Source organism: Brucella sp. 22210 (assembly GCF_052045675.1).
Taxonomy (GTDB): domain Bacteria; phylum Pseudomonadota; class Alphaproteobacteria; order Rhizobiales; family Rhizobiaceae; genus Brucella.
On the sequence record NZ_JBQEPD010000020.1, the window covers coordinates 65,251 to 77,865 of the forward strand.

The following is a 12,615-nucleotide window of genomic DNA, read 5'->3' on the forward strand; positions in this document are numbered from 1 at the left end:
AGCATGTTGACATGAGAAGTATAACGGAACTAGCATTAATAGCAATAAGTATTTCACATATAGAAATATATGCTGAGAGCAGAACTGGATGCGAAATTCTCAGGAGGAGCAAGCCGCATGGATGTTCGATACCAGACTGGCCATTCCATGACTGCAGGAGGCGCGCTTCTGGCGCGGCTGAAAGCTGTTGGCGTGGACTATATTTTTGCCAATTCCGGTACCGACTTTCCTCCCATTATCGAGGGGCTGGCTGAAGCCAAGGCTAACGGTATTGCATTGCCGGAAGCGCTTGTCATTCCTCACGAGTCCGCCGCTGTCGCGATGGCGCACGGATACTATCTCGCATCAGGCCGTCCGCAGGCGGTGATGGCGCACACCAATGTCGGTCTTGCAAATTGCGCGATGGGCGCCATCAATGCCGCAGCTGAACAAATCCCCATGCTGTTGTTGTCGGGGCGAACGCCAACGCTTGAAAAGGGGCGTTTTGGTGCGCGCACAGTGCCGATCGGCTGGGGACAGGAAATGCGCGATCAGCATGCGCTGGTCCGCGAAGCTTCCAAATGGGACTATGAACTCCGCTTTCCAGAGCAGATACCAGACGTCATTGACCGGGCATTTGCCATTGCGAGTTCCACACCACGAGGCCCAGTCTATGTGAGTGTTCCACGCGAAGTGCTGTGTGAGGTCGTTGAGTATGAAGGCTTGACCGCACCCAGCCGGGTGGCGGCTTCCGTTTCTGCGCTTGACCTTGATGGCGTGAGCGAACTAGCGAAGGCCATCCATGCTGCGCAGCGCCCCTTGTTTGTAGCACAGAGAGGTGCTGGGACACAGCAGGGTTTTGCTGCTCTGGATCGGATTGCCCGCAACTGGGCTATCCCTGTCAGCCAGTATTGGGCGGTACAGCTTGCGCTTGCGACCGATCATCCCTTTTCAACTGGCGACGAAATTGCGCCGTGGATTGAAGAGGCGGATCTCATCGTCGTGCTGGATTGTCTGGCGCCTTGGTCCCCAGCCATTCACGAACCGAAAGCGGATTGCCGGATTTTTCAGGTTGGTGCGGATCCGCTTTACGAGCGGTTCCCCTATCGGAATTTTCCGTCGGACCGGACCATAACCAGCGAGCTCGGCCCGTTTCTTGTTGCATTGGAAAAGGCGCTGGAGGAATTCGGCGTCGAAGGCAACCGTAACGTCGATGATCGTCGCGAAGATGTACGGGAACGCTGTCGCACGCGACGGGAAAAAGTCATTTCCAGGGCTGAGACCGGGCAGAACTCCGGTATAACGAAAGATCACGTCAGTCTCTGTCTTTCGCGGGCTGTTCAGGGTCACGAGGTATCAATTCTGTCGGAGCTTGGCTGTCTGATGGAGACAGTGACATTGAACGGGCATGGAAGCTGGTTTCAGGAACCGCATTCGGGTGGTCTTGGCTGGTCTTTCCCCGCTGCTCTCGGCATAAAACTGGCAAAACCTGACAGGCTTGTCGTCGCGACTATGGGAGATGGCTCCTATATGTTTGCCAATCCCGTGGTCTGCCATCAGATCGCGGAAGCTCTGGGCCTTTCGATTGTGGTTGTGGTGGTCAACAATTCCGAATGGGGTGCGGTGCGCCAGTCGGTCGCCAATCTCTATCCGGACGGTTATGCTGCGCAGGCCAATATCATGCCATTGACTTCGCTGGGGCCTACACCCGACTTCACGATGATCGCGCAGGCCAGTCGCGCTTTTGCACAGCGCGTCGATCGAGCGGACGATCTGCCCGCGGCATTGGAGGCTGCTGTCACGCACGTATCAGCAAACAAGGGCCTGGCGTTGGTCGAGGTCGGTGTCATTCCGTGAATAGCTGTGATGTATTGACGGCGGCAAAAGGGAGCTGACGACATGGATAGGCTGGTAAACGCGATTGAGTGCGCAATACAATTGCACAGCCAAGAGGCTACCCGGCCACTTGGTTGTGCACACTGAAAGTCGGCGGATCAATCGCTTTACCAATGATGCTGATCAATGCTGCAGGCCCCGCCATTGCTAGCGGGGCTTGTTGATCTGCTTAAGAGGCGGTGTGAAAACGTGATGCGACACATATACGTCGTGGGTCGCTCCAATGTTCAATACTTCAAAACTTGATTGTCAGCCCGGCGCGATATGTACGTCCGGGAGCCGGCATGAAGCTTTGTGCCAACGCATCTAGATAGTACCGGTTCGTGATATTCTGGACCGATGCGTTGAAGATGGCGTCGTCTTTAAGCTTGTAACTCATAAATGCATCGAAAATTGCTACCGGGTGATAAACGAGCTGCGGCGTCGTCGCACCGGTTTGCCAAGGCTCGCTCACTTTCTCGGTGGGGCCGGATGTATAGATCATTCGCCCTCCCAGGATCAGCTTTTCCTCGAAGAAGCGGCTGCCCAAGGTCAGATTCACCGCATATTTTGGCGGGTTCTGTGTATTGGTATAGGAACCCATGAAGCTGCCGGGCGTGCAATCGGGTGTATTCTCGGTATGTTGATAAGTCCCCGCGGTTTCGCGCAAGTATGACGCAAATGCGGGATCGCATGTCTCGGTTTTGAAATAATAGGTGGTCGACAGATCAGCAAATATTTTGCCATTGTCAAACTTGGACTGAAACTCAAGGCCGCTCGTTTTGTAATTTTCTGCATTTGAGAAAGTCATCACGCCGTTCGTATTCGGATCATAGTAGCGGGTGATGTAGTCTTTGACATTGGTGTTAAAGTAGGCAAGCTTTAGCGAAGTCGTGTCGCCCTCGCTTAGCAGATTATCAAGTGTGGTGCTGGCTCCAATTTCCCAGTTGCGTGAACGTTCCGGCTTCAGCCCACTTGTCGGCTCTACCTGAAGTGTTCCCAAGGTCGTCTCAAAAAGCGAAGGCATGCGCATGCCTTCTGCATAGCTCACATAAAGGAAGGTCTCCGGCGCAATCTCGTAATTTGCACCAAAAGCAGGAGTGAATCCGCTGTCTTTGGCCGACATTGGAGACCCTCGGTCAAAGCCGACAACGGTTTCCGACCAACGGGGATCAAATGCGTGCGTATAGGTGGCGCCAAAATCATTGAAGGGCACTCCATCGAATGGATTGTTGCTGTCACCAAAGAGCAGTCCATTGTTCGGGCGAGGGTCCGTGGCATCGCCAAACACACCATTTGCATCGGGTCGCCAGAACATATAGCCAGAATCTTTGGAGTTGGATGCATATATCCACCGGCCAAAAACCTCCTCCCAACGCGCTTTCGACATAGCATTGCGGTCTTTAGAGCGAAACATACTGTAACGACCGCCACCCCAGAATTCGAGTGTATCAATTGGCCGATACTGAAGTTGACCTGAAAGGCTCATCTCCGTTCTCGAACCATCACGCAGAAACCGGTTGGTGTTAAGATCGTGCTCGGTAGTAACAACACTGTCCTGCGGCCGAATATCCTCGTGCTGGAACGAACCGCCGAGCGTGAGGTTGAAATCGCCAAACCGGGTTGCAAAATCCGATTTGTTGGAGACATCACCGCCAATACGGCGATTGGACATTCTGACCCAACTACGATCACTTGCGAAGTACTGTGACTTGGGACCTGTAACGCCGTTTATCTGACTGCTTTGTGCATCTGTCCACCAAAGATTGGCCTTGAGATTAATCCAGTCATTGCCTGCGGGATCAAAAGCGTAACGTGCGGAAGCGGAATTGATCAACATCTCACCTTGCGGATACTGATAGACGCCAGCTGTTCCGGAGCGGAAAATATCGGATGGCATGATTTCGCCGAAGCGACCGTCAAAGCGACGGTAGCTGAGTTCCAGTTCCTGTTCATCCGTTGGTCGGATTGTCGTCTTCAATAGAATGGATTCTGTCTTGGCAGATGTATTGAGAACTTCTTCGCCCGGCGCATAGGATGTCGCCGCAGAATTTTGCTCATAGCCGGAGCTACCAAATATGCGGTATTTATTGTGGCCATGACGCCCGGCGATGTAGTTGCCCTGATTGCGGCGGGCATAAGCTGCGATGAAATCGAAATTGTCCTGCTGGAAGGCAAAAGCTGCACTGCCCGACCTGGCATCGGAGTCAAACAGATTGTCTTTGCCTTGCTGAGGCTTAGCAAACAACTCACTGCTGCTTTCTATCTGGGAATTACGATGCGGCGGCTTAACACCGTTGTCCCACAACTCGCCCTTCAATCGCACACCGATATTCTTGCCAGGACTGAGAATGTCTTCGGGACGCAAGGTTGTGATCGCGACAGTGCCTCCAATTGCGCCGGCTGCACCGGCGGCCAGTCCCGGCCCCTTGCTTATGATCATGTCGCTGACGAGATCAGGGTCGAAATAGCTCCGCTGTTGCGTGCCCGCGTAGCCGCGGTAAACATTCAGAGCTTGCTGCGATCCATCCACGGTGACCGCCACGCGGCTTTGTCCCTGCATCCCGCGAATATTGACGTCCACGCCACCGCCATTCCTGCTATCAGCGACTTGAATGCCAGGTAGACCCTTGAGAATGTCCGCTGGGGAGATGGGGCCATAGCGGCCCAGTTCCTCGCCGGAGACATAAACGCTGGAGCGAGGCGCAGTATAAACCGAAGCGGCTTCCGTCATCCTTGTGTTGTCGACTACGATTGTCTCTAGCAAGGTCGTTCCATCGTCGGGCGCAATAGTGGTTGAGTTTTCAGGGGTGGTTGCCCTGCGATCAAAGATGCTCACCGTATGCGCATCGATGAAACGATGGTCTAACCCTGATTTCGATAGCAGTTGGGTCAGTGCAGCATTGGCAGACTGGCGACCTGTAATGGCAATGGATGGCCCCTGGATAAGATTACCGTCCTGTCTCACTATCTGGATACCGGTTACCTGCGTGAAATCGGCAAGAGCCGACAGCAGTGGCTTTGACGGAATATTGAAAACGAACATGGAAGGTTCGTTTTGCAAACCCATATCCTGCGCCAAAACGCCTGGTGTTGTTGCGACTACCAGCGCGATTAACGAAATGCTGCCCAAGGCGAGCGCTGTTCTGAGTGTCTTTTCCATGAATCGTCCCTGTTCAATTGCTTGGGCATCGAGCCCTTCATGCAAAGAACGGACGAGACCGGGAAAACCCGTAAAAATAATCCGCAATGTCTACCGAAAGCAGTTTAGCGGTAGATAAACGTCAGCAAACCCGGAATTTTTCTGACTTTTAGGCCTAGCACTGATTGCAGTGCTGCGAATATTGCATCAGTATCATCTGTACGGAATACACCCGAAAGCTGTAGGTTCTTGATGTTTTGGCCCGAGACTACAATCCGACCCGTTGTATAACGCGAAACTTCTGACAAGACGGTTTCGAGCGGTGTCTGGTTCATAATAATGAGCCCCCGACGCCAGGAACTCATCCTGTCGATCTCGGCATTTTCCAGCTTGTGAAGACCGCCGGGCGAAGCTGTTGCAACATTGCCTGCTTCAAGCTCGATTTGGCTGTCTGCGGAGTGAACTGAAACCTCCCCGCTTTCCACGCTGACTGTCGTTTTATCGCTTTTCTCGATATCGACGGTGAAAACTGTTCCGAGAACGCGGACGGTTGCGTTTTGTGTTTCGACATAGAACGGCCGGTTTTCATCGCGCGCTACGTTAAACCATGCGCGACCACGGATGAGTTTAATATGACGTTCGTCGACCAAAAACGTCGTATCCATGGCACTGTCGCCATCCAGATAAATCTTGGTTCCATCCGAAAGTGCAACTTCACGGTGGGTTCCAGGTGAGGTGGCATAGTCCGCAAATCCTCGGGCTATCAAACCTTCATCGCGCCAGATTGCGCCCAAGCCAATGAACAGGACGGCTGAGGTTGCAACGGCCGTCCACTTCAAGACCCGGTAAGAGACAAAGTATTCAATCCAACCCAATTTGGGTCGGCTGGATCTGGCGACAATCTGAGCCGGTGCTTTCAAGTCACCCCACAGCTTGCAAATGCTGTCATAGGCGTCCGAATTAGCGGGACTGTCTTGCAACCACAATTGAAACGAGCGCTTTGTATCCTCCGCCACCGGATGACTGCTCATACGGACAAACCACGTCGCGGCTTCATCAATCGCTACGTCTTTCGACTTTTCGTGGTTGCCAGATTCCAACATACTTTTGCTATTTAAAGTTATGACACATGAAACGCAATCAGCCATGGGACTGCTGCCACTTATGGCAAAAAGCTATGGCGGCGGCCATTTCTTTCTCGACCGTGCTGATCGAAACGTTGAGTGTTTGTGCGATTTGTCCATAAGCCATGCCATCGACGCGCGCGAGCAAGAAGATTTTCGCACGGCGGCGCGGCAGGTGATTGATCGCTTCGAGCAGAACAGCGAGGTCACGTTTCGACGAAACGATACGTTCGGGCTGGATGTGCTCCACAAAAATCTCGTCACATGCTGGCTTGCCGCCAGCGTCATGAACCTTCCGCCTGCGAATGTGATCGAAGGCCAATGTTGTCAAAGTACGAACCACCAGTCCTCTGTCACCGTCTGAAAGTTCGCGTGAAGAGAGCTTGATGTAGGTCTCCTGAAGAATGTCGTCGGCGTCGTGCGCATTACCAAGAAGTTTTATGGCAAACCGTTTCAGACGCGAACGCTCTCGTACAAAGAAACGTTCAAAAACGGCATTCATCGAAGACATACACTTGATCCAAAGACACATTCAGAAATATGAGTTCATTAGTCATGTTTTCGACGAAGGGCAACTCCGAATAGAGAACTTTCGGAATAGACTAACTAGCCATTTATCAGCAGCAGATGCGGCGCGAGACGCTCAGACGTCAAGTTTCAGCCGTCATAGCCGGTATTGGCAATCATTTTTTGCACGCATTGGCATTCCAATGGATCATTCAATGGGAGAGAATAATATTCTAGGCATTGGAGAATAATCAGAAATGACGATAATTCAAATCAAGTTCTTTATATAAAATTATTTTTTGATTCAAATTTCCGTTGTAATCAAAAATGTATTTATTTGATTAATACTGATCAGTAAAATCTACCATTTATATTGAATTACATTGTTTAATATATCAGTGCCTTTTGCACTGGTGGTAATGTCTATTTCTGTCGTATAAGCGAAGAAATTTATCCAGGAAATAGACTTCCGCCACCAGGTGATTTCAATTCGATGCCGTCGAGACGTTCACGAGTTCTACTTTTGGGAACTCTATTCACACTGATTGTCGGTTTGATACCATTGGGCTTAAGCGTCTTTTGGTCTTACCGCTCTGCTCTGCAAATTGAAGAACAGAAAATCGATCTTCTTGCGCAGCAGGCTGTTGAGCATTCGACCTCGATTTTCGATGAGGTTCGACAGGTTCTGGTGGACTTAAGCAAGCTGTCTTTGCCTGTCTGCTCACCTGAAATGATGGCTCGTATGCGCAGCCTGACTGTTGTCTCTGATGTGATTGAAGACATCGCCTACTTTGAGGGCACTCGGCAAAAATGTACATCGTGGCGCCTGGGGCCGAGGGCCATTAAACGCCCGGATAGCAGTTACAAGACCGCTGAGGGGGATATCATTACCCTCAACTATAGGCCGACCCCTAGTTTTCAAAAAGACATGATTGGAATCTGGACCGGCCCTTTTGAAGCGTTGATGCTGCCTACACGCCTTTTGAATTTTACGGTCATCGAGAGTGTTGCCGTGGTGCTTCTGAATGATCAGGGGACCGTGATCAGTGAACGTAACGCTACTCAGGATCAGCTTTCAGTCGCAAAACACAGATTGGCGCATGATGGGGTGGGTAAAGGCTGGCTCTCCGGTATTGCGCGTAAAGATGATTTGGTAGCCGTTGCGCTCGAAAATCGCTCTGTGATTTGGCCGCCATTCAGGGAGAACCTTGAACAGTCTTTGCCCATTGGTTGTATGTTATCTCTGCTCGTCATCGGTCTGTCGGTCAAATACTGGCGAAATCGGCTTTCAAAAAGAATGGAACTTGAACTTGCCATTCGCAACCACGAGTTCATCGTTTTTTATCAGCCGATTATTCGATTGCACGATGGCATTTGTGTTGGCGCCGAAGCTCTGGTGCGTTGGAAACGGCCAAACGGTGAGATCATTGCGCCCGATTCATTTATCCCCCTTGCGGAGGAAACTGGTCTCATTGAAAAGATCACAGACCAGGTGATCGATCACGTCATTCAAGATCTGAACCATATACTTGTTAATGACCGTTCGTTGCATGTTACGATCAATCTTACGCCGGAGGACATTGAAACTGGTCGTGCTCTGAAGACGCTCGATGCGCTTCTACTTTATAGCGGTATCGAAAAGCGCCAGATCTGGCTGGAGGTGACAGAACGCAGCTTCATCAATGCGGAGATTGCTCGCGAAACACTAATTGTTGCGCGAAACGCGGGGTACGTTATTGCCCTTGATGACTTTGGGACAGGCTATTCCAGCTTGCAGCATTTGCAGGGATTGCCGTTGGATGCATTGAAAATTGATCGATCCTTCGTGAGCGCGGTCAAAGAGCCTTCTACAAGTGGGTCACTCACCCAGCACATCGTCAATATTGCCAGAGATCACCGGCTGTTCAGTGTGGCTGAAGGCATCGAAACAGGGCAACAGCTCGAAGCATTGCGTCTTATGGGCGTTGAATTCGGGCAAGGCTGGTTGTTTGCGAAGCCATTGCCAATAGAGCAATTTATAATGTTTCTCGCCACCTGCAAAGCAAGTCGTACGTCCTGACTTCACTAGAACTGAGCAATCGATGCAAGGGAAATGCACCAAATGGTAGACCGCCGCGATGGATGCTAGTTTTGTGTGGGGTCGCGCACAGCCTCCAGGCTGGTGCCAGCCTGGTTACTTTTCGTAGAAGCGATAAGCATTGCGTCCGGCTGCCTTGGCCGCATACAGCGCCATATCAGCCATAGTGAAAATTTCGGTGTCAGTTTCGTCGATAAGCAGAGCTAAACCTATCGAGCCCGTGATGGAAATACGATCTCCGTTGAGTTCTACCGGCATTCTGAATTCGGATAACAATTTTTCAGAAAGGCAGACAACTTCGTCACGACTGGTGATCCCGGGTGCCAAAATTGCGAATTCATCCCCTCCGATACGCGCTACGATATCCGATTCACGACAGGCATTCCTGATGCGACTGGCTGTTTGTACGATGCACGCGTCTCCTGCCAAATGCCCCAGCCGATCATTAATATCCTTGAACCCATCAAGATCAATCAGAAGCAGGCACCCTCTGATGCCGTCATGATTTGGCATCAGGCAGAAATCTTCCAAGCACTTGTTGAATCTATACTTGTTCACCAAACCCGTCAGTTTGTCATGCTCTGCATCGTGGAGGGCCCGATCAAACATGAGCTTTTGTGCGGTAATGTCCTGCTTCATGCCGTACAGTCTGACTGGAACATCGTTCTCGCATTCCACCGAAGCGGTCAGGCGCACCCACTTGTGTTCTCCGGTTGACAGCACAATTTCTGCGTCCAGTGTGAAGCCGCTTCGATCGTTGATGGCCTGTGTTCTTCTAAGCTCCAGTTCTTTGCGCGATGCTTCGGTGTAGAGAGCCAGTGTATTTTCTCTTGTTAGCGGGCTGCCGCGTTGCAAGCCAAAAATATCATACACAAAGTCTGTCCAATGCAGTCTCTCATTCGGGAGAGTGCATTGCCATATTCCGACCTTGGCAACTTTGGCAGATTGCTCGAAAATCAGGCGCATGTCCTGCAGAGCAAGGGCCTGTTCGACAAGCATCTTCTCCTGCGCTTCGAGGCGCTCGCTTAACCGCGATATCTCATCCAACAAATCTGTATTGTTTCGTTTCGGGGCGAGCTCATCGCAAACGCTGCTGATATTGTCCATTTATCCTCGCGATGGAAATGTCTTGATATTGCTTCATGCGATTTTGTCTTCGAGCATAGACAATATCTAAATCTGAGTTTGCTAATATGCAATTTCGTAAATCATATAATTGCAAAATATTTCAGCGCGTATGATTTTTATTTCAAATATGAAGGAAATTGTTATAATTATTATAATATATAATTTTATGAGAAGAGTTATCCCGTAATTTATGTATAATAATGATTATTTTATTATAATTAATGAAATATTTATCTATATATTGGCTGCCTGCATGCGCGGCAATCGATATTTGCGATGCTATGAGCGCGCGCCGAAATGGTTGGTGATCTTTGGGCTGTTGTTTGCCCTCGGCCGAATATTGCCGGGGAGAGGCATGGCGCCTGTTCGAATGCTGGCCACTGGCTACATCGACCTGTTTCGCGGACCTCCTGCGGTGGTCGTCATCTATCTGATTTGCTTCGGCCTACAACGCCGAAATATTTCGCGCCGGGATTGAATCCGTTCATCACAGCCAGCACTCAACCGCTCCTTCATTGGAGCTGACGCCGCGGCACGCGCTGTTACATGTGATCCTTCCTCAGGGTATCGGGCGGGTTGTCCCACCGCTGCTTGGCGGCTTTGTAGTACTGCAAAAGGACATGGCTCTCGTCAACATCGTTGGGATCATCGATACGTTCGCTCAGGCCTAAATATATGCGGCCAACCGCTACAACCTTTCCGCCGTCACGACCGTCTGCATCTTCTTTATTCTCATAACAATTCCGCAGAGGCGCTTCGTCGATTACCTTCTCGCACGGCGTGCCAGGAGCGCAAAGGTTGGCTCGTCATGAGCGCGTTCATCGAGATATCTAACGTCTAAAATCTTACGAAACTTTGCGGTACTCAAGGGCATCAATCTCTCCGTCGATGTCCACGAGGTCTTTCGTCTGATTGGTGCGCGAACTTGCCCAGAATGCAATGACTATTCTGATGGCCACGCATGAGATGCATTTGCACGAGAGGTTTCGACCCGCATCTGCATTCTTTCAAAAGGTGTGCTGGTTGAGCAAGGAACGCCCGATCAAATATTCGACAATCCACGCGAACTTGAGACGCGCAATTTCGTTCGTTCACAAATCAGCTCTGTAGCATAGTGAGGCAACGCCATTCTGAAGAAACCTCATTTGGAGCAGTTGTCCCGCTATCTTGTGCGTACCCGTCCGTGTCAATGGCCGGAGAGTACAAGTGTACGTACCGGCAACATGACCGCTTGAATTCGCAAGATCATGGCGTGAACCAGTGCCGTCGCGTCGACAGCATGTAGGAAGATCGATCTCATCGTCCCGACCTTGCCCGATTGAAGCTCCTCGTGATTGCTGGTGTAAGCATTGGCAATGCAGCTACTTCCAGGGGGGATATCTGCGAGCTGACCTTCGTAAAGTGGTTCAAGTGTGACCGTGATCGTCCCGGGCGTTGAGAGCTGCTTTACATCAACAAGTTGGTCGCTTGCGCGGACTTGTCCACCTGCAATTACATCCTGCACTTCGGTCACAACCATCGGGATGATTGTGAAGGGTTTCCCTATGCACGTCGCTTCCGCAATCATGCCTGGCTTCATGACTTGGGCTTCGATCTGCCCAAAACCAGCGACAAGTCCGAGCCTGCCCGCCGTTTCAGGAACCAACACCCCGGCAGGCCGAAGTAACGGATTGACGACTTCACCGACCCTCAGTGTAAATTGTTGCACAGTGCCGGTAACGCCCGCCTTAACGATGGTTTTATTGAGTTCCACTTTGGTTTGCTCGGCGGAGGCTTCTGCGCTGGCCTTTTGTGCCGGAAGCAATGTTGTAAGCTTGGTTTCAAGCGTCTGTTTGGTGGCTGCTGCTGCTGCAAGCTCACTTGCTTTACCATCAGCAATGGATTGGAGCCTTTCAACCTCGTTGCGGGCAGCCACATTGCGACGTTGCAGTTCGGTCTGGGTGTTTACGTCATTCTTCGCTTGCAGGAAGGCGGCCTCGGCCTGCTTGATGCGCGCGTCGGCTGCAACGAGATCACTTTTGGCAACGAGCATCTCGGCGTCTATTTCAGCAATGCGCTTTTGTGCTGTTTCCAGTGCTGCCTTCTGCTGACTGCTATCCAGTTTGAATAATGGTTCTCCCGCATTCACCTTTTGATTTCGGGTCACGTAAACCTGGTCGACGCGCCCACTGATTTCAGGGAGGATTGTTACCGTTCGAAATGCTGCAGTGGCATTGGATGTTGATGGGTGAAAGTAGAAGATCATGGTGATCAAAGAGACGGTAAGGATGATGCAGGCAGTGATACCCCATCTGAGTTCGAACCAGACGGATGGAGTGCACCCCGTTTCGCCGGACACGTCGGCTAGGTTGATTTAGCCCTGATGAACTGCCGAGGGGAAGCCATCTTGAGCGCGGAATGGGGATGAATTTCATTATAGTCTTCAATCCATCCATCGATGAGACGGAGCGCCGTTTCGGCGTCCGGTAGTGCCGAGATACGGATGTAATCCCGCTTCAGGGTTTTAACGAATGCCTCGGACATTCCGTTCGACTGCGGGCTGGCCACGGGCGTGAAGCAGGGCGTCAGATTGAGTGCTTGAGCAAACAGCCTCGTGTCCCGCGCGGTATAAGCCGAGCCATTGTCAGAGAGATGCTCGATAGCATGCGGGGCTCGTGTTGCATGGAAGCGTTTCTCGACCGCCTCCAACATCATGTCACGCACGTCTGAGCCGGAAATGCCTGCATTGGCAACCGCCGTCCAGGCGATGATTTCGCGGTCGAATGCGTCGATGACGAAGGCGA

Annotated in this window: 7 protein-coding genes and 2 pseudogenes; 3 read left to right on the top strand and 6 right to left on the bottom strand. The window is 51.3% G+C overall.

From position 1 onward, the window contains the following. Positions 1-117: 117 nt before the first annotated feature. A complete protein-coding gene (locus ACTJKP_RS19850; protein ID WP_440631892.1) occupies positions 118-1,836 on the top strand; it encodes a thiamine pyrophosphate-requiring protein in 1,719 nt (572 codons plus the stop codon). Between the two features lie 274 nt (positions 1,837-2,110). On the opposite strand, the gene ACTJKP_RS19855 is transcribed toward ACTJKP_RS19850, so the two are convergent. The 3 genes from ACTJKP_RS19855 to ACTJKP_RS19865 form a co-directional block, all read right to left on the bottom strand. Beyond that, the gene (locus tag ACTJKP_RS19855) at positions 2,111-5,017 is read right to left on the bottom strand and encodes a TonB-dependent receptor domain-containing protein (RefSeq protein WP_440631893.1); all 2,907 of its coding nucleotides are present in this window, start codon (positions 5,015-5,017) and stop codon (positions 2,111-2,113) included. Positions 5,018-5,121: 104 nt separating this feature from the next. Next, the gene (locus ACTJKP_RS19860) at positions 5,122-6,144 is read right to left on the bottom strand and encodes a FecR family protein (RefSeq protein ID WP_440631894.1); all 1,023 of its coding nucleotides are present in this window, start codon (positions 6,142-6,144) and stop codon (positions 5,122-5,124) included. Continuing rightward, complete coding sequence (locus ACTJKP_RS19865) at positions 6,137-6,631, bottom strand: RNA polymerase sigma factor (protein ID WP_440631895.1); 495 nt, start codon at positions 6,629-6,631, stop codon at positions 6,137-6,139. The genes ACTJKP_RS19860 and ACTJKP_RS19865 overlap by 8 nt, the downstream gene beginning before the upstream one ends. A gap of 519 nt (positions 6,632-7,150) precedes the next feature. Between ACTJKP_RS19865 and ACTJKP_RS19870 the strand changes: the two genes are divergently transcribed. Beyond that, positions 7,151-8,686 carry an EAL domain-containing protein gene (locus tag ACTJKP_RS19870; protein WP_440631896.1) on the top strand — a complete coding sequence of 512 codons (1,536 nt, stop codon included), beginning with the start codon at positions 7,151-7,153 and terminating at the stop codon, positions 8,684-8,686. Positions 8,687-8,800: 114 nt separating this feature from the next. Here the strand turns inward: ACTJKP_RS19870 and ACTJKP_RS19875 are convergent, their stop codons facing one another. Next, complete coding sequence (locus tag ACTJKP_RS19875) at positions 8,801-9,811, bottom strand: diguanylate cyclase domain-containing protein (protein ID WP_440631897.1); 1,011 nt, start codon at positions 9,809-9,811, stop codon at positions 8,801-8,803. 470 nt (positions 9,812-10,281) lie between these two features. Between ACTJKP_RS19875 and ACTJKP_RS19880 the strand changes: the two are divergent. Beyond that, a pseudogene (locus ACTJKP_RS19880) lies at positions 10,282-10,503 on the top strand (amino acid ABC transporter permease); the annotation flags it as partial. 515 nt (positions 10,504-11,018) lie between these two features. Here the strand turns inward: ACTJKP_RS19880 and ACTJKP_RS19885 are convergent. Beyond that, positions 11,019-12,143, bottom strand: a pseudogene (locus ACTJKP_RS19885) (HlyD family secretion protein); the annotation flags it as partial. A 32-nt stretch (positions 12,144-12,175) separates the two neighbouring features. Further along, on the bottom strand, positions 12,176-12,615 hold a 440-nt coding region (locus ACTJKP_RS19890; RefSeq protein ID WP_440631580.1), incomplete at its 5' end, for an integrase core domain-containing protein.